Genomic DNA, 24,994 nt, shown 5'->3' with positions numbered 1-24,994 from the left:
ACGCCGAACCGGCCACGAACACGTTGGGCGGGCTGCCCGTCGTGGGCGCCGGCGGAGGGCGGGTGCGGGGTGAGCCGGTGCCGGGTGACCACCCCAGCCGCCGCCGTGCGGCGCGGCGTAACCGCTATAGGCGCCGCCGTGCGGCGTGTAGTTACCGCCCCAACCACCGCCGTGCGGCGTGTAGTTACCACCCCAACCACCGCCGTGCGGCGTGTAGTTACCACCCCAACCGCCGCCGTGCGGCGTGTAGTTACCGCCCCAGCCACCGCCGTGCGGCGCGCCATAACCGCTGTAGGCGCCACCCCTGAATCGCATCGGGCTGGCGGGCGGTGCGGGCGCCGGGTGAGCGGGCGCCGGCCGAGCAGGCGCGGTGGGAGCCATGCGCGGCGGCGCGACGCGGGCGGGCCCGCTCGGCACGCGAGCGGGCGCGGCAGACGCCGCACCAGCGGGCACCGCTGAGGCGACGCGTTCAGGAACGACAGGCGTGGCCGGCAAACGAGCAGGTGTGGCGGCCCCAGCCGGCACACGAGCGGGCCCGGCCGGCACACGAGCGGGCGCGGCGGGGACCATGTGCGCCGGCGCTCCGGCGGCCGCACGGCCACCCGCGACCTGCATCGCATTGATCGCGTCGGTGTCCGCGTACGCGTTGGCGCTGGCCCCCAGGGTCTGGACGAACTGTTCGTGGATCACGCCGGCCTGCGCGCCGATTGCCTGATACATCTGGCCGTAGCCGGCGAAGCGTGCCGCTGTCATCGCGGACACCGCGTCGGCCGAGGCGGGCACCACTCCGGTGGTCGGGAATGCCGCGGCCGCGTTGGCCGCGCTGACGGCCGCGCCAATCGCCTGTAGCCGGCCGGCGGCAGCGCTGAGCTGCTCCGGCAGTGTGATCACAAACGACATGGGGATTTCTCCTTCTGGCGGGAATCGGTGGTGCTTTCTGTGGACGAACTGGGGACACTTTTTCATAAAACTGGAATTAATGTCTAGTTCTAAGTCAAAAATTCTTTTTTCGGATCTTAATGTCCCAGCTCAGGACGGTTTGACCGGCTTTCGGCACCCGGTTACGCTTGTCGGATGCCACGGACAAACGCGGACGGCTGGGGGTTGAGGCGCCTTCTCGAGGCGACCCTGAACCGCGACATCACGGTCGAGCAGCTGCGCGACGCCTGCGGCGTCACCAAGGGCCGGTGGTACGGCGAGGCGGGCCGGGCAAACGCCGACGACTTCCCGGACGCCGAGGAGGCCAGGCGCGCGGCCCACGCGTTCGGACTCAGCGCCACCTGGCTGCAGGTCGAACTCGGCCTCATCACGCTCGCGGACGTGCGCGAAGCCCTAGCCGACCCGAGTTCCGTGGGCCCGTTCCAGGACACCACTCGACGCCGGGTGTTGCAGTTTCCGACGCCGGACGCTCCCCGCGAGTAGCTAGCGGGCCGCCGCTAGCCGCCGACCGGGGAATGCGCCATTACGGTCGGCTTGAATCCGTATCGGGGCGGCGCAAAGTGGGCCATACCCCGCCCTCCGCCGGCGCCCACGACGGGCAGCCCGCCCAACGTGTTCGTGGCCGGTTCGGCCGCAGCGGCGGCTCCGAGCCCGTTGAGGCCCACCGTGACGGGGCTCGCCACTGGGCCCGCACCGGCCCAGGATGCCGGAACCGACAATCCCCCGATCGATGCGGCCTTGCCCACCGCTCCCGCGGCACCGCTCACGGCGCCCGAAACGGCGCGCGGCAACACCTCGACGGCCTTCGCGGCGCCCTCCGCCGCCTTCGCGGCCTGGGGCATCATGGCCTGGGCGAGGCCCTGGATGTCTTTGAACGCGGTGGTGAAAAGCCTTGTGGGAGAAATCAATCGGATAAACGTGTCGAAGGGCGTGCTGGCATCCAGCGTCGCCGATCCGGTCAAGCCCTCCAGCACATCACCGAGTACGCCGCCGACGACGATCCCATCGCCATTAGGGGTCGGGGTGATGTCGAGAAGCGACGTCGGTGCGCTCGTCAACCCGGCGAGCCCCCGTAGCGCGGTGGGAATCGTCTGCTCCGCGCCGGTGGCGCCCGCGGCCGCTTGGGCGACCGCGGCGGCCTGGCTGGCCGGCCCGGCCGGGTTGGTCGTGGGCGCCGCGGGGTTGAACGGCGGCAACGTCGACGCAGCCGCCGACGCGCCGGCATAGCCGTACATCGCGGCCGCATCCTGAGCCCACATCTCGGCGTAGTGCGCCTCGGTGGCCGCGATCGCCGCGGTGTTCTGGCCGAGGAAGTTGGTCGCGAGCAAGGCCATCAACAGCGCCCGGTTGGCCGCGATCACCGGCGGAGGCACCGTTTCGGCGAACGCCGTCTCGTAAGCGGCGGCCGCCGAAACCGCCTGGGCCCCGGCCTGTTCCGCCTGTCCAGCGGTGTCGTTCAGCCACGCGACGTGGGTCACGGCTGCGGCGACCATGGACGCCGCGGCCGGACCGTGCCACGGTCCGTCGGTCAGGCCGACGATCAGCGACCCGTAGGAGGACGCGGTGGCCTGCAGCTCGGTGGCGAGTCCGTCCCAGGCCGCCGCGGCGGCCAGCAGCGGCGCGGAGCCCGGCCCGGAATACATCAGCGCCGAGTTGATCTCCGGCGGCAACTGTGCGAAATCCAACATGAGTTCCCCTCGGTCAGGCGACCGTGGCGGTGTTGGCCGCCTCGGTCGCCGCATACGAACCTGCGCTGATGCCCAGCGTGGTCGCCAACTGCTCGCGCAGCGTCGCGGCCTGGGCGCTGATCTCCTGATAGAGCCGTCCATGCGAGGCGAACTGCGCGGCGGTCAGCATCGACACCACATCCGCCGCGGCGGGAGACACCCCGATGGTCGGGGCTGCCGCGGCCGCATTTCCGGCCCGCACCGCGGCGTTGATCGTGTGCAGATCCGCGGCGGCCGCGGCAATTACGTCGGGATGGGCGACGACAAATGACATGCTTTTCTCCTCAAAAACGCGTCAGTTCAACGGCTTTCAAGACGCTAGGTCAGCAATGTCCGGATAGGACAGTTCCACCGGGGCCAATTCATTGCGGAGTCGATGACTGTTCACTTAGCTGCTTGAATGTGCTGCAACTTTGGGTTCTTATATGAAACATGTTGTGAACCAATATGATTGGAGTTACATATGAATTTTTACGCAGTTGCCACCGTACGGGCTATCCTTTGCCCCGATCGCTTGCGCTAGTGTCCACACATGTCGATCGCACGAAGCGCCCCGAGGTTTGTTCGCCGATCCATTACCGTGGCCGCCGCCGGATTGGCCGTTGCCACCCTGCCGGCGTGCGACAAGCACAATTCCGCGCCCGCACCGGGCGCAAATCCGCGTCAGGTAACCGTTTTGGGATCGGGGCAAGTCCAAGGCGTCCCGGACACCCTGACCGCCGACGTCGGCATCGAATTCACCGCGGCCGACGTCACCGCCGCGATGAACCAGACCAACGACCGCCAGCAGGCGGTCATCAACGCGCTGGTCGGCGCCGGACTCGACCGCAAGGACATCAGCACCACGACGGTCACTCTGGAGCCCCAATACAGCGGTGGCACCGCGACTATCACCGGCTACCGCGCCACCAACGCGATCCGGGTCAAGATCCACCCGACCGACGCCGCGTCGCGGATGCTCGCGTTGATCGTGAACACCGGCGGCGACGCGACCCGGATCAGCTCGGTGAGTTACTCCATCGCCGACGACTCGCAACTGGTAAAGGACGCTCGCGCACGGGCTTTCAACGATGCTAAGAACCGCGCCGACCAGTACGCGCAATTGTCGGGGCTGCGCCTGGGCAGGGTGCTGTCCATCTCGGAGGCGGCGGGCGGCGCACCCACGCCCGGCGGACCGCCGGCGCCGCCTCGCAGCATGGCCGCTGTCCCACTAGAGCCCGGCCAGCAGACCGTGAGCTTCTCGGTGACGGCGGTGTGGGAGCTCGACTAAGCCGCTACTGGTAGACGCGGGGATCCAGCGTCCCGATATACGACAGGTCGCGGTAGCGCTCGTCGTAATCCAGGCCGTAGCCCACCACGAATTCGTTGGGAATGTCGAAGCCGACGTAGGCGATGTCGACGTTGGCGTGCATCGCGTCGGGCTTACGCAGCAGCGTGCACACCCGAAGCGAGCGTGGATGCCGGGTGGTGAGGTTCCGCGAGAGCCAAGACAAGGTGAGACCGGAGTCGACGACGTCCTCCACGATCAGCACGTCGCGATCGTTGATGTCGCGATCCAGGTCCTTGAGGATCCGCACGACCCCCGACGACGACGTCGACGACCCGTAGGAGCTGACGGCCATGAATTCGAACTGCGTCGGCACCGGAATAGCGCGGGCCAAATCGGTGACGAAGATCACCGCGCCCTTGAGCACAGTGATCAACAGCAGATCCTGGCCGGTCTGCGCGGCGACGTCGCGGTAGTCGCTGCCGATTTGCTCGCCCAGTTCGCCGATGCGGGCCTGAATCTGTTCGGCGGTGAGCAGCACAGACTTGATATCCCCCGGATACAGGTCTACCGGCTGCGCGGGGGTGATCGCCGAGGAGATCTGGGCCACGCCCACAGCGTGCCACGCCAACGGGTGAACAACCAACGCCAGTCCGGATTTACACAGGCTCGCGTCGCAGCGTCAGGACGCCGTCGTGCCGTCCCGCGATCAACCGCTCACCGCGCAACGGCGACCCGACGGCCACCCCGCCCTGCCCGCGCCAGGCGGTGACCAGCGTGTCCACGCCCCTGATCTGCTTGTCCGTCAACCCGGTTGCTCCGCCGCTCAACAGCCAACCGCGGATCACCCGCCGTCGCACCGGGTCGGGCAGCGCGGCGAGGGCCTGGGCGTGCAGCCCGGCGCCCGCCGTCACCCCGGGCAACGCCTGCGCGGCAAGGGCATCGATTAACTCGGTGTCCGCGCGTAACGCCGTCGCGGTGCGGGCCAGCGCCTCGGCCACCCCGCCGCCCAGCACCTCCTCCAGCAGCGGCAGCACCTCGAGGCGCAGCCGGGTCCGGGTGAAACGGCGGTCGGTGTTGTGCGGGTCCTGCCACACGGTCAGGCCCAGCTCCTGGCAGGCGGCGTGCGTCACGGCCCGCCGGACCCCCAGCAGCGGCCGGCACCACGGCGGATCGTAGGCACGCATTCCGGCGATCGAGCGCGGCCCGGAACCGCGGCCCAGGCCCAGCAGCACCGTCTCGGCTTGATCGTCGAGCGTGTGCGCCAGCAGCACCGGCCCGTCGCGGTAGGCCGCCAACGCGGCGTAGCGGGCGGCGCGCGCGGCCGCCTCCGGACCGCCGTCGTTCCCCACCGTCACGCAAAGCACTTGTGCGTCAACACATCCCAGCGAAACCGCTTGCGCCCGTGCGGTTTCGGCGACGGCGGCCGACTCGGACTGCAGGCCGTGATCCACGATCAGCGCCGTGGTGGGTCGCAGCTGTGCCGCGACGGCGGTGAGCGCCAGCGAGTCCGGACCGCCGGACAGCGCGACCCCCCACTGGGTGACCGGATGGGCCTTGGCGAAATCCCCGACAGCCGCGCGCAGCTGTCCTACAGCACCCTGTCGATCCATCGCTGGGGATCTTCGATCTCGGCGGGCAACGGCAGCGTGTCGGGGCCCGACCAGATGGTGTTGAACCGCTCCATCCCGACCTTGCCCACCACGTGGTCGACGAATGCCTTGCCGCGGGTGTATTGGCTCAGTTTGGCGTCGAGGCCCAGCAGGGCGCGCAGCAGCCGCTGCAGCGGCGGTTGCTTGCGGTGCCGACGCTCGTCGAATCGACGGCGAATGGTGGCCACCGACGGCACCACCATCGGTCCGACGGCATCCATCACGTGGTCGGCGTGGCCTTCCAACAGCGTGCCGAGGACCAGCAGCTGATCCAGGGCTTGGCGCTGCGGCTCGGACTGAACGGCGCGCACCAGGCCGAGGATCCCCGCCGAGTTGGCGTCAGGTTCCGCGGCGCCACGGTTGCGCACGAAGTCGGCGAGCCGGTTGACCACCTGCCCCACGTCTTCGCCGGCGTCGCGGGTCAGCAACCCCAGCGCCTGCGACATGTATTCGGACAGCCAGGGATTGGCGGTGAACTGAACCCGGTGGGTCACCTCGTGCAGGCATACCCACAACCGAAAGTCGGTGGGCTCGACCCGCAGCTGACGCTCGACGGCGATGACGTTCGGGTACACCAGCAGCAGGCAGCCCTCTTTGGCCCCGTTATTAGTGGCGAATGGGTCGTACTGGCCGAGGATCCCGGACGACACGAACGCCAGCACCGCCCCCGTCTGCGCCCCGGTGATCCGGCCGGTGAGGAATCCGCGCGGCTTTTCGCTCCCGTTCGTCATCACGCGCATCGACTCTGCGGCCGCCCGAACCCACTCGGGCCGGTCGACGATCCGCGCGGCGGGCACCGCGCCGTTGGTCACCAGGCCGGTGACGTCACGCACCGGCGGCTCGGCTTTCGCGGCCGCGGCCGTGAGCTCGTCGATCGCCTGGCGGCGGGTGTAGTCGCTGGACGGCGGACCCGGGCGGGCCAGCCGAACGCCGACGGTGGCCGCAAATCGCCAGTCGACGGCGGTGCCGAGGGTCAGATCGGACGGCGGGCTCATGCGCACCCGCATGTCCACAGCTTGCTCGCCAGGGCATCCATCACGTTGCGGCCATTGGGGCCGGCGGCGTTGGACAAAAATGCGAAGGTGAGCACCCGGCCGCTGCGGTCGGTGAGGACGCCGACCAACGCGTTGATGGCGGTCAGCGAGCCGGTCTTGGCCCGCAGCCAACCGGCCGGGCCCTGGTTGGTGGCCGTGTCGAGGAAGCGGTCGGCCAACGTCCCGCTGCCGCCGGCGATCGGAAGCAGATCCAGCAGCGCCCGCAACGCGGGCTGGTCCGGACCCGCGGCCGCCTGCACCGTGCCGTCGAGCGTCTTGGCCGTCAACCGGTCGTCGACCGACAGCCCGCTGGAATCCATCAGCGAGGCCCCGGTGGTGTCGATGTGTCCGGTGCTCAACCGGTTGGTGATCGCGTCGACCGCCCCGGCGAAGCTGCGCGGCCGGTTGATCGCGGCGGCAACCTCACGGCCGATGCATTCGGCCAGCACGTTGTCGGAGTGGTCCATCATCTCGGACAGCCGCTGGACCAACGGCGCGGACTGCACCACGGCCAGCTGCCGCGCGCCGGACGGCGCCGTGCCGATCGTCACCGCGCCCGGATCCAGGCCGAGGGCCTTGGCCAGCTCCCGTCCGGCGTCGAGCGCGGGGGTTCGCGACCGCCGCGAATTGACCGTGCTGGGCTGGATGCGCCCGGCGTCGATCATCACCGATTCGATCGGCGCGATGTCGCCGTTGTCGACATCCGAGGGATCCCAGCCCTGCGCCATCGTCGGCCCGGTGAACGCCGAGGTGTCCACTTGCACGGCCGTCGGCGTCACGCCGCTGCGGCGGACCTGCTCGACGAGGTCGCTGAGGCGTGGCGAGCCCCGGTACCAGGTGGGGACGTCCGGCGGCGCCGCCGACAGCGTCGGGTCCCCGGCACCGACGAGCACGATGGGCCCCTGGGCGTTCGGGCCGCCGGCGACCACCCGGGTGCTGATCCGGGCCTGACGATCCAGCGTCAGCAATGCCGCGGCCGCGGTCAGCACCTTGTTGGTGGACGCCGGGACGAAGGGCACGTCGTCGGCCACCTGCCACAGCTCTTTGCCGGTCATCGCGTCGGTGATGCGGCCGCCCAACTTGCCCAGGTTCGGATCGCCCACCACCGGCGCCAGCGCGGCCGCCACCCCGGGGACGGTGGGTGTTTCCGCCGAGTCGCTGACCGGAACCACGCCCGGCTTGACGACGGGCGGCCGCGGCGGCGGTACCGCAACCCGCGCGCCGCTGCCGCCGTGCCCAACCGTGGTGAAGAACGTCGCCGCCGCCACCACGGCGGCAACAAACGCCAGCACGGCCAACCCGACGAGCACGGGGGTGGATTTCCGCCAGCGAGTAGGACCCATCACTCTCCTGACTGTCTGGTCCCATTCTGCCGAATCGGCCGCATTCCGCTCGACTAGGGTGGACCCGCAACGCACTGACCTACCCAGACTCAAGGAGCCGAGACGGTGCAATTCGACGTGATCATCGAGATCCCGAAAGGCCAGCGGAACAAATACGAGGTCGATCACGAGACAGGACGAGTACGTCTGGACCGCTACCTCTACACGTCGATGGCCTACCCGACCGACTACGGGTTCATCGAGGACACCCTCGGCGAGGACGGCGATCCGCTGGACGCGCTGGTGCTGCTGCCGGAGCCGCTGTTTCCCGGCGTGACTGTCGAGGCCCGTCCGGTCGGCATGTTCCAGATGACCGACGAGGCCGGCGGTGACGACAAGGTGCTGTGCGTTCCGGCCGGCGACCACCGGTGGGATCAGATCCAAGACATCGACGACGTTCCGTCCTTCGAACTGGACGTGATCAAGCACTTCTTCTCCCAATACAAGGCGCTGGAGCCGGGCAAATACGTCAAGACGGCCAACTGGGTCGGGCGGGCCGAGGCGGAAGCTGAGGTGCAGCGTTCGGTGGAGCGGTTCAAGACCGAAGGGCACTAACGCTGCGGGCGTAACCGCGCACCGATTCTCGGTGGCATCCTGGCGATGTGACGCCCGTTCTGCATTTCGCTTCGAATTTCTGGTGGTTGGTCTTTCCACTGGGCGGCGCGATCGGCGGGGGCCTGCGCGCTCTGGCCGCCGCCAGCGAGCGGCGGGCCGATCGGCGGCTCGAACGGTATCGGCTCAAGCAGCAGGCCAAGATCGCCGTGGCGCAGGCGTCCGGTCGCGCGCGGGACGACGGGGAAAGCGACCGCCGTGCGCTCGCGAAAGTCCTTGCCGCACATGACCGTACGGATGCCCGGTGGCTGGACTACGAGGTCGACATCGCCAAACTGCTCGACTTCCCGATGATGACCGACATGCGCGCGCCGCTGACCATCGCGTTTCACAAGGCCAAGCGGCACGCCGACCTGCTGCGGCCGGAACGGCCCGACGACCTGCTCGGCGACCGCGACGCGCAACTGGAATACCGTGACGCCGTCCACGAATACATCAGCGCGTTCGAAATCGCCGAGGCCGAGGCGATCCGCCGACGCCGCAGCGACTTCTCCGAGGACGAACAGCAGCGGCTGGCGCGCGCCCAGCACCTGCTGGACCTGGCGCAGGACGAGGCGGCCACGCGTGAGGAACGGCAGAGCGCCTACGCGCGGGCGAGCAAGGAACTCGACGGCCTGATCGTGCTACCGGCCCCGGCGCGGGCCGCCATCGAGCGCCGCATCGCCGGGCAGATCGAGGCCTAGGCCGTCGCTGCGGCCGCCCTGGCGACCCGCCGATTGCGCAACACGCTCCAGCCCAACGCCGCACCGATGAAGACGACGCCGACCGACGCGGTGATGACTTCGTGAATCTGGAAGCGCGGCTCGATGGAACACAGCATGATCGCCGCCAGCGCGCCGATCGCCCAGTGCGCGCCGTGTTCCAGATACACGTAACGGTCCAGCGTTTCCTGGTTGACCAGGTAAATGGTGATGGACCGGACGAACATCGAGCCCACCAGCCCGAGACCGAGCGCGATCACGATCGGGTCCGAGGTGATCGCGAACGCGCCGGTAACGCCGTCGAACGAGAAGGCGGCATCGAGCATCTCGAGATACAGGAACAGCATCAACCCGGCCCGGCCGGTCGCACCGGCCGTCTTGGTATCCGTCGTGGCGGTGTCCACGCTCGACGGCCGGAACGCCCGGCTCAGGCCGTTGACGACCAGATACGTGACCAGGCCCAGCAGCCCGGCCGTCAGCACCGTCGCGCGTTCCTCGTTCGAGTGCGTCAACAGCGTGCCGGCGAGGACCAGCGCAACGCCGGCCACCACCACCGACACCTGCCCGAGCCGCCCGATGCGGGCGAACGGGATCTCAATCCACTTGAGCCACTTGATGTCTCGGTCGTGAAACACGAAATCGAGAAACAGCATCAACAGGAATATCCCACCGAAAGCCGCGATCTGCGGATGGGCCGAGATGATCAGCTTTTCATAGCTGGGTGACCCGTCTGGAAATTCCAGCGCCCCGTGCGGCGGCGGCTTGAGCGCCAGCTCCATCGCGCGCACCGGGTCGAGTCCGGCGGTCGCCCACACGATGAGCAACGGGAAGATCAGGCGCACACCGAAAACCGCGATCAGGATGCCGAGCGTCAGGAACATCTGGCGCCAAAACGTGCTCATCCGCTTCAGGATCGCGGCGTTGATGATGGCGTTGTCGAACGATAGTGACACCTCGAGCACGGCCAGGACCAGCAACAGAAATAGGGCGTTGAGCCCGCCGTGGGCGTACCCGAGCGCAAGGGCCACCACGGTGAGTAACAGCGAGAAACCGAAGATGCGAAAGGCGGCCATGGGTCCTTCCTGCCAGCCGCCCACACTAGCGAAGCCGATTGCCGCCGCCAGCCATCGGCACCGGCGCACTTACTATTTTCAAATTGTGGCGATGCCCGAGGTCGGCGGTACCCAAGCCTCCAGTGGAGCCGGGCCGATCGCGCGCGGCAGCATGGCCCGGGTCGGCACCGCGACCGCGCTCACCGCGCTGTGCGGCTATGCGGTGATCTACCTGGCCGCTCGTGACCTGGCCCCGAGCGGCTTCTCGGTTTTCGGGGTGTTCTGGGGGGCGTTCGGGCTGGTCTCCGGGGCCGCGAACGGCTTGCTGCAGGAAACCACCCGCGAAGTCCGCTCGACGCGCTACATCGACGTGCTGCCCGACCCGGGCGGGTCGCGCACCCATCCGCTGCGCGTCGCTGCGATGGTCGGGGTGGCCGCCGCCGTCGTGATCGCCGGGAGCTCGCTGTTGTGGAGCGGTCGGGTCTTCGTCGAGGCGCGCTGGCTGTCGGTCGTGCTGCTCAGCGTCGGCCTGGCCGGTTTTTGCCTGCACGCCACCCTGCTGGGCATGCTGGCCGGCACCGACCAGTGGACCCACTACGGGGCACTGATGGTGACCGACGCGGTCATCCGTGTCACTATCGCGGCGGCGACGTTCGTCATCGGCTGGGGTCTGGGCGGATTCCTGTGGGCCACCGTCGCCGGCTCGGTGGCCTGGCTGATCATGCTGGCGGCGTCGCCCGCCGCGCGCGCGACGGCCCGCATGCTGACGCCGGGCAGCACGTCGACGTTCCTGCGGGGCGCCGCGCATTCGATCACCGCGGCGGGCGCCAGCGCGATCCTGGTGATGGGATTCCCGGTGTTGCTGAAGCTGACGTCGAATGAGCTTGGGGCACAAGGCGGAGTGATCATTCTGGCGGTGACGCTGACCCGGGCGCCGCTGCTGGTGCCGCTGACGGCCATGCAGGGCAACCTGATCGCTCATTTCGTCGACGAGCGCACCGAGCGGCTTCGGGCGCTCGTCGTGCCGGCGGCGATCATCGGCGGCATCGGCGCGATCGGAGTGCTGGCCGCGGGCGTGGTGGGACCGTGGCTGCTGCGGGTCGCGTTCGGCCCGCAGTACGACGCCGGCAGCGCGCTGCTGGCGTGGCTGACCGCGGCCGCGGTGGCGATCGCGATGCTGACGCTGACCGGAGCCGCCACCGTGGCGGCCGCGCTGCACCGGGCGTACTCGCTGGGGTGGGTCGGTGCCACCGTGGCGGCGGGACTGCTGCTGGCGTTGCCGCTGCCGCTGGAGACCCGCACCGTGGTCGGCTTGTTGTGTGGTCCGCTGGCGGGAATCGGCGTACATCTGGTGGCGCTGGGGCGCGCCGGGCGCCTAACGGGCTGATCCTGGCTAACCTGATGAGCATCGAAACGGATTACTCCGGCGTCTGGATCGTCATTCCCGCCTTCAACGAAGCCGCTGTCATCGGCGAGGTGATAGCCGATGTGCGCTCGGTTTTTGAAAACGTCGTGTGCGTGGACGACGGCAGCGCCGACGACACCGGCGAAATCGCCAGGCGGGCCGGCGCGCACTTGGTGCGCCACCCGATCAACCTGGGGCAGGGGGCGGCCATCCAGACCGGCGTCGAGTACGCCCGCGCTCAGCCGGGCGCCGGCGTTTTCGCCACCTTCGACGCCGACGGCCAGCACCGCGTCAAGGACGTGGCCGCGATGGTCGAGCGGCTGCGCGCGGGCGACGTCGACGTCGTCATCGGAACGCGGTTCGCCGCGTCGCAGGGCAGCCGGCCGCCGTTCGTCAAGCGCATCGTGCTGCGGACGGCGGCGCGGCTGAGCAGGCGCGGGCGCCGGCTTGGCTTGACCGACACCAACAATGGGCTGCGGGTGTTCAACAAGACGGTGGCCGACGGGCTGAACCTCACCATGAGCGGCATGAGCCACGCCAACGAATTCGTCATGTTGATCGCCGAAAACCATTGGCGCGTAGCCGAATTACCGGTCGAGGTGCTCTACACCGAGTACTCGAAGTCGAAGGGGCAGCCCCTGCTCAACGGCGTCAACATCATCTTCGACGGGTTTCTGCGAGGGAGGATTCCGAGATGAACTGGATTCAGGTGCTGCTGATCTCCTCGATCGTCGCGCTGCTGGTCTACCTGCTGCGGTCGCGCCGCAATGCGCGGTCTCGGGCCTGGGTCAAGGTCGGCTACATCCTGTTCGTGCTGGGCGGTGTCTACGCCGTGCTGCGGCCCGACGACACCACCGTGGTCGCGCACTGGTTCGGGGTCCGCCGCGGGACCGATCTGATGCTCTACGCGCTGATCATGGCTTTCAGCTTCACCACGCTGAGCACCTACATGCGGTTCAAGGACCTGGAGTTGCGCTATGCGCGGCTCGCGCGTGCGGTTGCGCTCGAGGGCGCGCAGGCGCCGGACGAGGGCTAGACCGTCCGCACGCCGCGGAAGTACTCGACCGTGCGGCGCACGCCGTCGTCGAGCCGAACCTGCGGGCGCCAGCCCAAAACCCTTTCGGCCAAGCCGATGTCGAGGCAGGACCGCTTCAGGTCGCCCAGCCGCGGTGGATGAAACTCCGGGTCGTCGGGCCCGCCGACGGCCGCGGCAACCGCCGAATGCAGCTGGCGGTCCGAGGTCTCTATCCCGGTGCCGATGTTGAAGCGCTGCCCGCCGCCCGCTTCCCCCGCGGCCTTGACGAACGCGTCCACCACGTCGTCGACGAACACGTAGTCGCGGGTGTTGGTGCCGTCGCCGAACACCTTGGTGGTCTCACCCGACAGCAGCGCCTGGGCGAAAATCGCCACCACGCCCGCCTCGCCGTGCGGGTCCTGGCGCGGCCCATAGACGTTGGCGGGCGCGATGTGCGAGCAGTCCAGGCCGTACAGATGGCGAAAGGTGTTCAGATAGATTTCCCCGGCCACCTTGCCTGCGGCGTAGGGCGACGCTGGATCGGTGGGCACCGTCTCGGGAGTGGGATAGCGCGGCGGGGTTCCGTAGATGGATCCGCCCGACGACGTGTGCACGATTTTGCGGACCCCGCTGCGGCGTGCGGCCTCGGCCAGCCGGACCGTGCCGACGACGTTGACCGAGGCATCGAACTCCGGGTCGGCCACCGAGTGCCGCACGTCGATCTGCGCCGCCAGGTGGAACACCACCTCCGGCCGGTGCTCGTCGAAGATCGCGTTCAGGTCGGCCGTCACGATGTCCGCCTCGACGAAGACGTGCGCCGGATTGTCGGCCAGGTGCTCGAGGTTGGTCGCGCGGCCGCTGGCGAAGTTGTCCAGCCCCAACACCGTGTGGCCGTCCGCCAACAGACGGTCGACTAGCGTCGACCCGATGAATCCGGCTGCCCCGGTGACCAGTGCGCGCACCGGCCCACCATACAGAGTGGTGTCCGCGGCGGTCGCGCTGATCGCGGTGCAGCTGGTGATCCGCGCCGTGCTGGCCTTCGGCGGCTATTTCTACTGGGACGACCTGATTCTCATCGGCAAGGCAGGCACCCACGGGCTGCTGTCGCCGTCGTATCTGTTCGACGACCACGACGGCCATGTGATGCCTGCCGCCTTCCTCCTCGGCGGCGCGATCACCCGGCTCGCGCCCCTGGACTGGACCTGGCCGGCGATCAGCCTGGTGGTGCTGCAGCTGCTGGCGTCCCTGGCCCTGTTGCGCGCGCTCTACGTCATCCTGGGCTGGCGCTGGGCCCTTCTCATCCCGCTCACGTTCGCGCTGTTCACCCCGCTGGGCGTGCCCGGCTTCGCGTGGTGGGCGGCGGCGCTGAACTCGCTGCCGATGCTGGCCGCGCTGGCGTGGGTGTGCGCCGACGCGGTTCTGTTGGTCCGCACCGGTAACCAGCGCTACGCGGTGACCGGTGTGCTGGCCTACTTCGGCGGGCTGCTGTTCTTCGAGAAGGCCGCCGTGATCCCGTTCGTGGCGTTCGCGGTGGCCGCCCTGCTGTGCCATGTGCGCGGCGAGCGGGCGGCGCTGCGCACGGTGTGGCGGGCGGGGCTGCGGTTGTGGATCGCGTCGCTGATCTTGACCGTCGCCTGGGTGGCGCTGTATCTGGCGGTGGTCAACCAGCAGCGCTGGAGCTCTGACGTGGCGATGACGTGGGATCTGCTCTTTCGATCGGTCACGCACGGGATCGTGCCGGGGCTGGCCGGCGGGCCGTGGCACTGGGACCGCTGGGCACCCGCGTCGCCGTGGGCCACGCCCCCGCCGGCGGTGATGGTGCTGGGCTGGCTGGTGCTGGCCGGGGTCCTCGCGCTGTCGCTGGCGCGCAAGCAACGCATCGGGGCGGTCTGGCTGACCGCGGCCGGTTACACCGTCGCGTGCCAGGTGCCGATCTATCTGATGCGGTCGTCGAAGCAGACCGCGCTCGAGCTCGCGCAGACCCTGCGGTATCTGCCGGACCTCGTCGTGGTGCTGACTCTGCTGGCCGCTGTCGCGCTGTGCGCACCCAACCGGCCTCCTTCGGCGCGGTGGCTGGACGTGTCGCGGTGGCGCGCGGTCGCGGTGACGGGTTTGGCGGGGTTGTTCGTGGCCAGCAGCCTGCACTCGACGGCGACGTTTCTGACCAGTTGGCGCGACAATCCGGCCCAGCCGTACCTGCAAAACGCCCGGGCCGGTTTGGCCGCCGCGCGCAGGGCCTCGAATGCGCCGATGCTCGATCAGGAGGTCGATCCCCTGGTGTTACAACGAGTGGCCGCGCCGGAGAACCTGGCCAGCCACATGTTCGCACTACTGCGGGATAGGCCCGAATTCGCCGCGGCGACAACGCAATTGCGCATGCTCGACAGTTCCGGGCGGGTGATCCCCGCCAGAGTCACCTGGATTCGGACCATCGCGCCGGGGCCCATGCCGCACTGCGGCTACTTCGCGCAACCGGACCAGCCGGCACGCCTGGTCCTCGACGGTCCGCTGCTGCCCGCCGACTGGACCGTCGAACTGAATTACCTGGCCAACAGCGACGGTTCGATGACGCTGTCGCTGACGCAGGGACCCGACGTCAAGGTTCCGGTGCGTCCCGGACTCAACCGCGTCTTCGTCCGGCTGCCGGGTGCCGGCGACGCGATCACCGTCCGGGCCAACACCGCGGCGCTCTCGTTGTGCCTGGCGTCGGGCCCGGTGGGGTTCGTCGCGCCGGCCTAGCGCGCGGTTAGCTCGGCCAGCGTCTGCGAGCGCGTGGTGACCGCTTTGACCGACGCGACGACGCCATCGGCGACATGGGCGATGCCGGCGACGTGCAGCGCGGTCGGCTTTCCGACGAATTGTTCGGCGGCTGCGCCTAATCCACCCCGGTAGAGGCCGCGGAACGTGACGTGGAACGGGACGTCGTCGCCCGCGGAGAACAGGTCGTTGATCACGACATCGCGGGGATCAAGCACCGCTTCGTAGGCTTCCCCGGTGCGCTCGCCGTCGATCTCGTGCGCGGGTGCGTCGGCGAGGTCGCCGTTTTCCAACCACGTGCGCACGGCCTTTTCGGCGCCGGGGTCGGCGGGCACCGGCTCGGTCGACGTCCAGGGATCGATGTGGGGCGGAATCAGCGGATGGGGTTGGCCGCTTGCGATCTGCGCCCGCATCGCGAAGTAGTCCTGCTCGACGTAGTTCTCCGTCAGCCGGGTGCCGTTCCACTTGTAGAGGCCGATGCCGCGCCAGCAGGTGAGCGCGCGCGACTGCCCGGCAGGCATGGCCGCGTGCTCGCTGAAGTGCATGCACAGCCGATCGCCGTTGAGCACGAGTTCGTGCACGGCGATGCCCAAACCCGGTGCGGCGTCGAAGATCTGACGAACGGCCTCGGCATAGGTGGTCGAACGGACGAGCGCCAACCCGTTGATGTGCACGACGTAGTCGGGCTCCATGATCTGCGGGCAGAGCGATTGGTCGTGCGAATTCGTGTAGTCGATGCAGTACTTGCGCATCAGTGCGACGAAGGGATGCATGTCACCTCCCGGCGAAGGGGCCGAGAAGCTCTGGTACCCGCAGGGATTCGGGCACGCGCTCGACGCCGATGGCCCGGTCGATGGCCTCGTGCAGGTAGTAGATGCGCCGCTCGTGATAGCCCAGCCGCACCGACTCGAGGGTGCCCGCGTTCAGCGACCGCTGCGTGCCGGGCAGGACGTCGAGGTCTTCGAACAACACCTGGGACAGGGCCGCGATGACGGCGTCGTTGGTCTGTGCCTCGGCGTCGAGTGACGAGCACCAGTGGACGCTGTACGTCGACGTGGCCGGGCCGGTCGGCCAGTTGGTGATCAAGAAGACGAACCCGGTGCCGTTGAACACGATGCTCAGGTTCGGGAAGACGTGGTAGGAGAACGTGCCGCGGAACGGCAGGTCACCGAGACCGGGAAACACGCACGGGAACGGCGACAGGGATTCGCCGTCGATGCCGTCGCGATAGGAGACGAGCATGCGGGAATGGCCGTTGCGCAGCAGCTGGATGCCGGTCGCCGACTGCTGCAGTGCGCGCGCCGCCGAGGCGCGGTGCACGTAGTTGACGTGGTAGGTCTCGAGATTGGCGTCGACCGGCAGCTTCCAGTTGACGGGAACGTCCCGCACCGTGCGGTTCACCAGGTGTAGCCGGCCGTCGAGCGTGCCGAAGTCGCTGAGATCCTCGCCGACGGAGGCAAGATACTCCGACAACGGCGGGGCGCCGGCGTCGAGGTTGACGAAGACGAGCGGGCCCCACGACTCGCACCGGACCTTGGCCAGGCCGTGGCACTCGGCGTCGAGCCCGGCGAAATTCGACGCCTCCGGGTAGCCGACGAGCTTTCCCTCCAGCGAGTACGTCCAGGCGTGGAAGGGACACGTGAACCTGCGGCCGACGTTTCCGTGCGGCTCCTCGACGAGCGCGGCGCCCCGATGCCGGCAGGTGTTGTAGAAGGCGCGAACGAGGTTGTCGCGCCCACGGACCAGCATGACCGGCTGGTCGAGCTGATCGAGCAGCAGGTAGTCGCCGGGGCTGCGCAGCTGGTCTGCGTGGGCGACGAACAACCAGGAGCGCGAAAAGACCGCGACGGCTTCGAGTTTGGCGAATCCAGCGTCGGAATAACGTCCGGCGGGCACGGGCGGCAGCACCGGGAACTCCGGCGGGTATGCCCGTCGCTCCGCTTCGGCTCGGGCGTCCCGCTTGACCCCGTCGATCAGCTGGGAGCTCATCACCATCACCTGAGTATATGAATGACCACTCATTTATCAAGACATCGTAGCCAAACCCCGCAAGAATGGCCCTATGCCGAATACCAAGGCTCCAGCGCGTCGCCCCCGGGGCCGCCCGCGCAACTCGGACGGACAGGCCACCGCCGAGCGGCTCCTCGACGCGGCAGCGGCGGTGTGCGTCGAGCGGGGATTCGAGCGCAGCACCCTGCCGCGGATCGCGGAGCGCGCGGGCGTCTCGCCGACCGCCGTCTACAACCACTTTCACAGCCGTGAAGAGTTGCTGTACACGGCCGCGGTTCGTGCCCTCGACCAGATCACCGCGGCAGCGCTGCGCACGGCGGGCGGCGAGCAGACCCTGCAAGCCATCGCAACCGCCTACCTGCGCCCGGAAATGTCACAGCACCGGCGACTGATCGCCGAGTTGCATCTGACCAGCCGGCGCGACGAGCGGTTGGCATCCTTGATCGCGCAGTGGCACCGCGACTACGGCGACCGGTTCGTCGGGGCCCTTTCTGGCACCGACCCAAACCCGCGCGCCACGACAAAAGTCGTGTTCCTGCTGCTGCTCGGGCTTTGCCATTTCGATGACGTCTCGGCGATCAGGGCGCCGCGCGCCGCGGTCACCGAGCGGGTCGAGCACATGATCGAGATGCTTGTGCCGGGGACGGCCCATTCTCGTTAAGCCGCAACGACTTACACGAGCATCGACTCAAGGGGCGAGCTGGACGTGGCCCTTCGGCGGGGGCTGGGCAGGGGGCGGAGGAGCCGGCTCGGGTTGTGGCGCGGGCGCCTCGGGTTGTGGTGCGGGTGCCTCGGGTTGTCGCGGGGACACCGGCTGTGGCGCACGAGGTTGCGGTGCCGGGGCCGGCGGCGCGAGCTGCGCTGCCGTCGGCGCCGGGATCTGTGGGTCAGCCGTAATGTCCCCCACCGGGGCCGGTGTCACGGTCGCGTTGAATGTCGTTGGTAGCGGCGGTAAATCGTTCGCCGCGGCAGGAGCCCACCAGGCGGTGCTGATCACGGCGGTGACCACCGCATACTTGCCTGCCCGTCGCGCCGCGGCCCGAAAGTCCAGTGGTGATGCACGCCTACAACCGGTTACGATCTCCATCATTGCAGGCGCCCGCCGCCGCCACTGTTAAAGAAATGGAAATCCTGCCGTGCGCACCGGGATCATTCGCCTCGCAGCCGCTCTGGTTGGTGGCTCGATGGCGCCGATCGCCGCAATTAGTTGCGCTGGTGGGGCGGGCGCCGACCCAAGCCAGGACGATCAGTTTCTGGCGAGGCTCCAGCAACTGCAGATTCCCGCCCTCGATGGCGTGCCGGGCCTCGTCTACCACGCCCACGAAATTTGCGGCCAACTCGACAGCGGCACGCCAGTCGAGGCGGTAGTGACCGATGTGATGAACAAGGCGTATGACGACAATCCGTCGTTGCACACTATGGCCGCCCGCGCCAGAAGGACCGCGGTCAGATTCGTCACCGCGTCGGTGGACGTTTACTGCCCCAGCCATCAAGGCGAGCTTCCGCTCTCGTAATCGGAGCCACCTAGGAGAATCGAACTCCTGACCTGCTCATTACGAGTGAGCCGCTCTACCGACTGAGCTAAGGTGGCGTGCCCTGCCGGGCGGCACGAGTCTACGGCAGGCAGACAAGCGCACCCAACTCGCCGGAACTCAATCGCGCAGTTCCTGGCCGATGGTCGCGACCAAGGCGTCGACGGCGAACTTGGGTTTGACGTTGATCGCCAGCGCTTCACGGCATTCCAGGACGGCCTCGATGCAGCGCAGCAACCGCTCGGGCGCGGCGTGGGCGGCCAGCGCCCCCACCCGCTCGGCCATGTCCGGGTGGCTCGCCCGCACGGCTCCGGCATTTGCGGACACCACCAGCGCGTCACGGAAGTAGGTCGCTAGGTCGATCAGCGCCCGGTCCAGCGCATCGCGCGAGGCCCGGGTCTGCCGCGACTTCTGCCGTCGCTCCAGGTCCTTGAGCGCGCCGGTGGCCCCGCGCATCGCCGATGCGGTGCCCTTCCCCGAGCCGCCGGCGCCGAGCGCCGTGCGCAGCTCTTCGGTCTCGGCCTCGGCGCGATCGGCGGTCAGCACGACGGCCTCGGTCTCGGCCGCCGCCACCAGCTCCTCGGCGGCCTCGTAGGCCCGCGACGGGGTCGCGGCGTCGCGCACCAGTCCCAGCGCCCGCTCCCGCCGCTGCCGGGCCTCGGGGTCGGTGGCCAGCCTGCGCGCCCGCCCCACGTGGCCTCCGCTGACCGACGCCGCCCAGTTCGCGGTGTCGGCGTCCAGGCCGTCGCGCTCGATCAGCACGCGCGCGATGGCCTCGGTCGACGGGGTCACCAGCGCGACGTGCCGGCAGCGGGATCGCAGCGTGACCGCGATGTCCTCGGGGTCCACCGAGGGCGCGCACAGCAGGAATACGGTGGACGGCGGCGGTTCCTCGACGACCTTCAGCAGGGCGTTGGCCGCACCTTCGGTGAGCCGGTCGGCGTCCTCGATGACGACGATCTGCCGGTGTCCGGTGGTGGGCCGGCGCGAGGCGATCTGCACGATCGCCCGCATCTCGTCGACCCCGATGGACAGGCCCTCGGGGATCACCCGCCGCACGTCGGCGTGGGTGCCGGCCATCGTCGTCGTGCAGGCCCGGCAGCTGCCGCAACCCGGCTCGCCGTCGGAGGTGCACTGCAGCGCTGCCGCGAAGCACAGGGCCGCGACCGACCGCCCGGAACCCGGTGGGCCGGTGATCAGCCACGCGTGTGTCATAGTCCCGTCGCCGGCGGGGCTGTGGTCCAGGTCACCGCGGGCCGCCCGGGCGGCGGCGAGCAGCGCGGCCTCCACCGCCTCCTGGCCCACCAGCCGTGTAAACACTCCGGACATCACCGGCAACAGTAATGACGCGGACCGACGGACACCGATCGGCCACCAAACCGGGACAATTCCGTTATGTTTCGCGGCGTTTGGCCAGCACCGGGCGACTGGCCGAGGGGTTTATAGGTTTCCAACAAGTCCGTGCCGACCGATACGGTGGGTTGGTGGCAACCGAGGCAGCACTGCCCGGGCGAATCAGCGCGTTCGTCCGGTGGGTGGTGCGCACCCCGTGGCCGCTGTTCGCGTTGAGCATGTTGCAGGCCGACATCATCGGCTCGCTCTTCGTGTTGGGCTTCCTGCGCTACGGCCTTCCGCCGCAGGATCGCATTGAACTGCAGGATCTGCCGACGGTCAACCTGGCCATCTTCGCCAGCTCGTTGGTCGTCCTGTTCCTCGTCGGTGTCGTGGTCAACCTGCGGCTGCTGGTGCCGGTTTTCCGCTGGCAGCGCCGCGACAACATGCTCGCCGAGGCCGACCCGGCCGCCACCGAGCTGGCGCGCAGCCGTGCGCTGCGCATGCCCTACTACCGCACGTTGAGCACCATCGTGTACTGGTGCATCGGCAGCGTGGTGTTCATCGTGGCCAGCTGGTCGGTGGCCCGCTACGCCGCGCCCGTGGTGGCCGTCGCGACCGCGCTGGGAGCGGCGGCGACCGCGATCATCGGCTACCTGCAGTCCGAGCGGGTGCTGCGCCCGGTGGCCGTCGCCGCCCTGCGCAGCGGGGTCCCGGAGAACGTCAAGGCTCCCGGCGTCATCCTGCGGCAGATCCTGAGCTGGATGCTGTCCACCGCGGTGCCGCTGCTGGCCATCGTGCTCGCGGTGGTGGCCGACAAGGTGTCGCTGCTGCACGCCGCGCCGGAGAGTCTGTTCAACCCGATCCTGTTGTTGGCGTTGGCGGCGTTGGGCATCGGGCTGGTCAGCACCCTGTTGGTGGCGATGTCGATCGCCGACCCGCTGCGCCAGCTCCGCTGGGCGCTGTCGGAGGTGCAGCGCGGTAACTACAACGCGCACATGCAGATCTACGACGCCAGCGAATTGGGTTTGCTGCAAGCGGGTTTCAACGACATGGTGCGCGACCTGTCCGAGCGGCAGCGGCTACGCGACCTGTTCGGTCGCTACGTCGGCGAAGACGTCGCCCGCCGGGCGCTCGAGCGCGGCACCGAGTTGGGCGGGCAGGAGCGCGACGTCGCCGTGCTGTTCGTGGACCTGGTCGGCTCGACTCAGCTGGCCGCCACGCGCCCGCCCGCCGAGGTGGTCCATCTGCTCAACGAGTTCTTCCGCGTGGTGGTCGACACCGTCGGCCGGCACGGCGGGTTCGTCAACAAGTTCCAGGGCGATGCGGCGCTGGCGATCTTCGGCGCGCCGATCGAGCACCCGGACGCATCTGGTGGCGCGCTGGCGGCCGCGCGTGAGCTGCACGACGAACTCCTGCCGGTGATCGGCTCGGCGGAGTTCGGCATCGGGGTGTCGTCCGGTCGGGCCATCGCGGGCCACATCGGGGCGCAGGCCCGCTTCGAGTACACCGTGATCGGCGATCCGGTCAACGAGGCCGCGCGGCTCACCGAGCTGGCCAAGCTCGAGGCCGGGCACGTGCTCGCGTCGGCCATCGCGGTCAGCGGCGCGCTGGACGCGGAGGCCCTGTGCTGGGACGTCGGGGAGGTCGTCGAGCTGCGCGGGCGCGCCGCACCCACTCAGCTGGCCCGGCCGCTGCAGCTCGCCACTCCGGGCGAAGAGACACCGGAGCGCGCGTCGGAAGAGGTATCCAGCGAGATCATGTGACCCGCCGGATCAGCTACGCCTGGCGGCCTTCTTCGCCGGCGACTTGCGCGCCCGCGACGTCTTCCTCGCGGGCCGCTTGGCCGGGCCGCGGGCCCGCCGGTCGGCCAGGAGTTCGGCGGCACGCTCGTCGGTGATCGACATGACGTCGTCGCCCTTGCGCAGGCTGGCGTTGGTCTCGCCGTCGGTGACGTAGGGCCCGAATCGGCCGTCCTTGACGACCATCGGCTTGCCCGACGCCGGGTCGGTCCCCAGCTCCCGCAGCGGCGGTGCCGAAGCGCTTTGGCGCCCAGAGCGTTTCGGCTCGGAGTAGATCTTCAACGCCTCGTCGAGCGTGATCTCGAAGATCTGGTCTTCGGTCGTCAGCGAGCGAGAATCGGTGCCGCGCTTCAGGTATGGGCCATAGCGCCCGTTCTGCGCGGTGATCTCCTCACCCGATTCGGGATCCACGCCGACGACGCGGGGCAGCGACAGCAGCTTCAGCGCATCCTCGAGAGTGACCGTCTGTAGGTCCATGCTGCGCAACAGCGAACCCGTCCGGGGCTTAGGACCGGTGGCCTTCTTGCCCTTCTTGGGGGGCTCGCCGTTGGCGTCGGCCGGAGGCTCCGGCAGGACCTCGGTCACGTACGGCCCGTACCGGCCGTCCTTGGCGACGATCTCGTGGCCGGTGTCCGGGTCCACGCCGAGCACGCGTCCCTCTTGCGGGGTGGCGAACAGCTCTTCGGCGACCTCCAGCGTCAGCTCGTCGGGCGTCAGGGAGTCGTTGAGATTGGCCCGCTGCGGCGTCGGTTCGCCGTCGTCGCCGGTGATCGTGCGCTCCAGGTAGGGCCCGTTCTTACCGACCCGGACGTAGACGGGGCGGCCCTGCGCGTCGTCAAACAGCTTGATGGAGTTGACTTCTCGGGCGTCGATGCCTTCGAGGTTGACGCCGACGAGCTTCTTCAGGCCACCGGAGCGGGCGATCGACTCCGGCACGCCGTGGTCACCGCCGAAGTAGAAGTTGTTCAGCCACGTGGTGCGCTGCTCGTTGCCCGAGGCGATCTCGTCGAGCTCGTCTTCCATCGCCGCGGTGAACCCGTAGTCGACCAGCCGGCCGAAGTGTTGCTCGAGCAGACCGGTGACGGCGAACGCGACCCACGAGGGCACCAGGGCGCTGCCCTTCTTGTGCACGTAGCCGCGGTCCTGGATGGTCTTGATGATCGACGAGTACGTCGACGGGCGCCCGATGCCCAACTCCTCGAGCGCCTTGACCAGCGAGGCCTCGGTGTAGCGCGCCGGCGGGTTGGTGGCGTGGCCGTCGGGGGTGAGCTCCAGCGCGTCCAGCCGCTGCCCCTCGGTGAGGTGCGGCAGCCGCCGCTCGGCGTCGTCGGCCTCGCCGCCGGCCAGCTCGTCGACGGTTTCCACGTACGCCTTGAGGAAACCCGCGAACGTGATGGTGCGCCCGGTCGCGGAGAACACCACCTGCCGCTCGCCCGAGGTGCCCGCGATCCGCAGGCTCAGCGTGGTGCCGCGGGCGTCGGCCATCTGCGAGGCGACCGTGCGCTGCCAGATCAGCTCGTAGAGGCGGAAGTCGTCGCCGTTGAGTTCGCGGCGCACCGCGTCCGGGGTCGCGAACGTCTCCCCGGCCGGACGGATTGCCTCGTGCGCCTCCTGGGCGTTCTTCACCTTTCGGGTGTACTGGCGCGGCGACGGCGACACGTACTCCTCGCCGTAGAGCTGGCGGGCCTGGGTCCGCGCGGCGTTGATCGCCGACTCCGACAGCGTCGTCGAGTCGGTACGCATATAAGTGATGTAGCCGTTCTCGTAGAGCCGCTGGGCGATGCTCATCGTGCGCTCCGCGGAGAAGCGCAACTTTCGGCCGGCCTCCTGCTGCAGCGTCGACGTCATGAACGGCGGGTACGGGCGCCGGGTGTAGGGCTTCTCCTCGACCGACGCCACGCTCAGCTGCCCGCCGCGCAGCCCGGCGGCCAGCTCGGTCGCCTGAGCCTCGTCGAGCACCACGACCTCGTCGGCCTTGCGCAGCGCGCCCAGCGAGTCGAAATCGCGGCCGGTGGCCACGCGCAGCCCGTCGACACCTGACAGCCGGGCGATGAAGGTGGGCGGCTGGGCCTGCGGATCGGACACGCTGGCGTCCAGCTTCGCGATGACGTCCCAGTAGGCGGCGCTGCGGAACGCCATCCGGTCGCGCTCGCGCACGACGATGATGCGGGTGGCCACCGACTGCACCCGGCCCGCCGACAGCTTCGGCGCGACCTTCTTCCACAGCACGGGGCTGACCTCGTAGCCGTACAGCCGGTCCAGGATGCGGCGGGTTTCCTGCGCGTCGACGAGATCGATGTCCAGATCGCGCGGGTTCTCGGCGGCCTCGAGGATGGCCGGCTCGGTGATCTCGTGGAACACCATCCGCTTGACCGGGATGCGGGGCTTGAGGGTTTCCAGCAGGTGCCAGGCGATGGCTTCGCCCTCGCGGTCGCCATCCGTGGCCAGATAGAGCTCGTCGACGTCCTTGAGCAGGCCCTTCAGCTCGGTGACGGTGCTCTTCTTTTCCGGGCTGATGATGTAGAGCGGTTCGAAGTCGGCGTCGACGTTGACCCCGAGCCGGGCCCACGGCTCGGACTTGAACTTGGCCGGAACGTCGGCGGCGGCGCGCGGCAGGTCGCGGATGTGGCCGCGCGAGGACTCGACGATGTACCTCGAGCCCAGGTAGCCGGCTAGTTTGCGCGCCTTAGTCGGCGACTCGACGATGACAAGTCGCCGCCGGCTCCCATTTCCGCTGGTGCCGCGGTCTTCTTCGTCAGCCAACTGCGCTTACGC

At 69.0% G+C, this 24,994-nt stretch carries 23 protein-coding genes, 1 tRNA gene and 1 pseudogene; 11 read left to right on the top strand and 14 right to left on the bottom strand.

Features of this window, described 5'->3' with window-relative positions:
- Positions 1-615 precede the first annotated feature (615 nt).
- Positions 616-900, bottom strand: a pseudogene (locus tag A5747_RS25780) (PE family protein); the annotation flags it as partial.
- Positions 901-1,074: 174 nt separating this feature from the next.
- Between A5747_RS25780 and A5747_RS14915 the strand changes: the two are divergent.
- Entirely contained in the window at positions 1,075-1,422 is a 348-nt protein-coding gene (locus tag A5747_RS14915; protein WP_076125427.1) for a hypothetical protein, read from the top strand.
- A gap of 14 nt (positions 1,423-1,436) precedes the next feature.
- Here the strand turns inward: A5747_RS14915 and A5747_RS14910 are convergent, their stop codons facing one another.
- Positions 1,437-2,627 (bottom strand): PPE family protein, encoded by a 1,191-nt coding sequence (locus tag A5747_RS14910; RefSeq protein ID WP_076125425.1) that lies wholly within the window; start codon positions 2,625-2,627, stop codon positions 1,437-1,439.
- A 13-nt stretch (positions 2,628-2,640) separates the two neighbouring features.
- Positions 2,641-2,940, bottom strand: a complete 300-nt coding sequence (locus A5747_RS14905) for a PE family protein (RefSeq protein ID WP_076125423.1) — start codon at positions 2,938-2,940, stop codon at positions 2,641-2,643.
- A gap of 258 nt (positions 2,941-3,198) precedes the next feature.
- On the opposite strand from A5747_RS14905, the gene A5747_RS14900 reads away from it, so the two are divergent.
- A complete protein-coding gene (locus A5747_RS14900; RefSeq protein ID WP_076125421.1) occupies positions 3,199-3,936 on the top strand; it encodes an SIMPL domain-containing protein in 738 nt (245 codons plus the stop codon).
- A 4-nt stretch (positions 3,937-3,940) separates the two neighbouring features.
- Here the strand turns inward: A5747_RS14900 and hpt are convergent, their stop codons facing one another.
- From hpt to dacB, 4 genes are read right to left on the bottom strand one after another with little or no spacing between them, the layout of a single operon-like run.
- Positions 3,941-4,549, bottom strand: coding sequence for a hypoxanthine phosphoribosyltransferase (gene hpt / locus A5747_RS14895; RefSeq protein WP_076114835.1), 609 nt, complete (start codon positions 4,547-4,549; stop codon positions 3,941-3,943).
- Between the two features lie 43 nt (positions 4,550-4,592).
- Positions 4,593-5,546, bottom strand: coding sequence for a tRNA lysidine(34) synthetase TilS (gene tilS, locus A5747_RS14890; RefSeq protein ID WP_076125419.1), 954 nt, complete (start codon positions 5,544-5,546; stop codon positions 4,593-4,595).
- A complete protein-coding gene (locus tag A5747_RS14885; protein WP_076125483.1) occupies positions 5,525-6,580 on the bottom strand; it encodes a zinc-dependent metalloprotease in 1,056 nt (351 codons plus the stop codon). The genes tilS and A5747_RS14885 overlap by 22 nt, the downstream gene beginning before the upstream one ends.
- Positions 6,577-7,962, bottom strand: coding sequence for a D-alanyl-D-alanine carboxypeptidase/D-alanyl-D-alanine-endopeptidase (gene dacB, locus A5747_RS14880; RefSeq protein ID WP_076125417.1), 1,386 nt, complete (start codon positions 7,960-7,962; stop codon positions 6,577-6,579). The genes A5747_RS14885 and dacB overlap by 4 nt, the downstream gene beginning before the upstream one ends.
- Positions 7,963-8,067: 105 nt before the next feature.
- Between dacB and A5747_RS14875 the strand changes: the two genes are divergently transcribed.
- On the top strand, positions 8,068-8,556 hold the full coding sequence (locus A5747_RS14875; RefSeq protein ID WP_076125415.1) for an inorganic diphosphatase: 489 nt from the start codon (positions 8,068-8,070) through the stop codon (positions 8,554-8,556).
- Positions 8,557-8,603: 47 nt separating this feature from the next.
- A complete protein-coding gene (locus A5747_RS14870; protein ID WP_076125413.1) occupies positions 8,604-9,296 on the top strand; it encodes a hypothetical protein in 693 nt (230 codons plus the stop codon).
- On the opposite strand, the gene A5747_RS14865 is transcribed toward A5747_RS14870, so the two are convergent.
- Entirely contained in the window at positions 9,293-10,387 is a 1,095-nt protein-coding gene (locus A5747_RS14865; RefSeq protein ID WP_076125411.1) for a DUF475 domain-containing protein, read from the bottom strand. The genes A5747_RS14870 and A5747_RS14865 overlap by 4 nt on opposite strands.
- A 91-nt stretch (positions 10,388-10,478) precedes the next feature.
- Here A5747_RS14865 and A5747_RS14860 point away from each other — a divergent pair, with 91 nt between their 5' ends.
- The 3 genes from A5747_RS14860 to A5747_RS14850 are packed head-to-tail and all read left to right on the top strand — an operon-like array spanning position 10,479 to position 12,807.
- Entirely contained in the window at positions 10,479-11,753 is a 1,275-nt protein-coding gene (locus tag A5747_RS14860; protein ID WP_142245596.1) for a hypothetical protein, read from the top strand.
- A 14-nt stretch (positions 11,754-11,767) separates the two neighbouring features.
- On the top strand, positions 11,768-12,469 hold the full coding sequence (locus A5747_RS14855; RefSeq protein ID WP_076125409.1) for a glycosyltransferase family 2 protein: 702 nt from the start codon (positions 11,768-11,770) through the stop codon (positions 12,467-12,469).
- On the top strand, positions 12,466-12,807 hold the full coding sequence (locus A5747_RS14850; protein WP_076125407.1) for a DUF2304 domain-containing protein: 342 nt from the start codon (positions 12,466-12,468) through the stop codon (positions 12,805-12,807). The genes A5747_RS14855 and A5747_RS14850 overlap by 4 nt, the downstream gene beginning before the upstream one ends.
- On the opposite strand, the gene A5747_RS14845 is transcribed toward A5747_RS14850, so the two are convergent.
- Positions 12,804-13,748 carry an NAD-dependent epimerase/dehydratase family protein gene (locus tag A5747_RS14845; RefSeq protein ID WP_076125405.1) on the bottom strand — a complete coding sequence of 315 codons (945 nt, stop codon included), beginning with the start codon at positions 13,746-13,748 and terminating at the stop codon, positions 12,804-12,806. The genes A5747_RS14850 and A5747_RS14845 overlap by 4 nt on opposite strands.
- Between A5747_RS14845 and A5747_RS14840 the strand changes: the two genes are divergently transcribed.
- Complete coding sequence (locus A5747_RS14840; RefSeq protein ID WP_233148050.1) at positions 13,714-15,525, top strand: hypothetical protein; 1,812 nt, start codon at positions 13,714-13,716, stop codon at positions 15,523-15,525. The genes A5747_RS14845 and A5747_RS14840 overlap by 35 nt on opposite strands.
- Here A5747_RS14840 and A5747_RS14835 read toward each other — a convergent pair.
- Both A5747_RS14835 and A5747_RS14830 read right to left on the bottom strand, forming a co-directional pair.
- Positions 15,522-16,316, bottom strand: coding sequence for a hypothetical protein (locus tag A5747_RS14835; RefSeq protein ID WP_083700435.1), 795 nt, complete (start codon positions 16,314-16,316; stop codon positions 15,522-15,524). The genes A5747_RS14840 and A5747_RS14835 overlap by 4 nt on opposite strands.
- 1 nt (position 16,317) lies before the next feature.
- Positions 16,318-17,538 (bottom strand): aromatic ring-hydroxylating dioxygenase subunit alpha, encoded by a 1,221-nt coding sequence (locus tag A5747_RS14830; RefSeq protein ID WP_076125403.1) that lies wholly within the window; start codon positions 17,536-17,538, stop codon positions 16,318-16,320.
- 67 nt (positions 17,539-17,605) lie between these two features.
- On the opposite strand from A5747_RS14830, the gene A5747_RS14825 reads away from it, so the two are divergent.
- Positions 17,606-18,214: a TetR/AcrR family transcriptional regulator gene (locus A5747_RS14825; RefSeq protein WP_076125401.1), complete on the top strand. Its 609-nt coding sequence runs from the start codon at positions 17,606-17,608 to the stop codon at positions 18,212-18,214.
- A gap of 475 nt (positions 18,215-18,689) precedes the next feature.
- The gene (locus tag A5747_RS14820; protein ID WP_142245588.1) at positions 18,690-19,067 is read left to right on the top strand and encodes a DUF732 domain-containing protein; all 378 of its coding nucleotides are present in this window, start codon (positions 18,690-18,692) and stop codon (positions 19,065-19,067) included.
- 4 nt (positions 19,068-19,071) lie between these two features.
- On the opposite strand, the gene A5747_RS14815 is transcribed toward A5747_RS14820, so the two are convergent.
- Together A5747_RS14815 and A5747_RS14810 are read right to left on the bottom strand one after the other, a co-directional pair.
- Positions 19,072-19,144: transfer RNA gene (locus A5747_RS14815), tRNA-Thr, on the bottom strand.
- 61 nt (positions 19,145-19,205) lie between these two features.
- On the bottom strand, positions 19,206-20,414 hold the full coding sequence (locus tag A5747_RS14810; RefSeq protein WP_076125397.1) for a DNA polymerase III subunit delta': 1,209 nt from the start codon (positions 20,412-20,414) through the stop codon (positions 19,206-19,208).
- 98 nt (positions 20,415-20,512) lie between these two features.
- On the opposite strand from A5747_RS14810, the gene A5747_RS14805 reads away from it, so the two are divergent.
- On the top strand, positions 20,513-22,183 hold the full coding sequence (locus A5747_RS14805; RefSeq protein WP_139333152.1) for an adenylate/guanylate cyclase domain-containing protein: 1,671 nt from the start codon (positions 20,513-20,515) through the stop codon (positions 22,181-22,183).
- Positions 22,184-22,192: 9 nt separating this feature from the next.
- Here the strand turns inward: A5747_RS14805 and topA are convergent, their stop codons facing one another.
- Positions 22,193-24,982, bottom strand: a complete 2,790-nt coding sequence (topA, locus tag A5747_RS14800; RefSeq protein ID WP_076125395.1) for a type I DNA topoisomerase — start codon at positions 24,980-24,982, stop codon at positions 22,193-22,195.
- Positions 24,983-24,994 lie beyond the last annotated feature (12 nt).

The organism is Mycobacterium sp. IS-836, from assembly GCF_001954275.1.
Taxonomy (GTDB): Bacteria; Actinomycetota; Actinomycetes; order Mycobacteriales; family Mycobacteriaceae; genus Mycobacterium.
The sequence above is the reverse complement of the archived record's forward strand: the minus strand, read 5'-3'. Positions and strand labels throughout refer to the sequence as shown.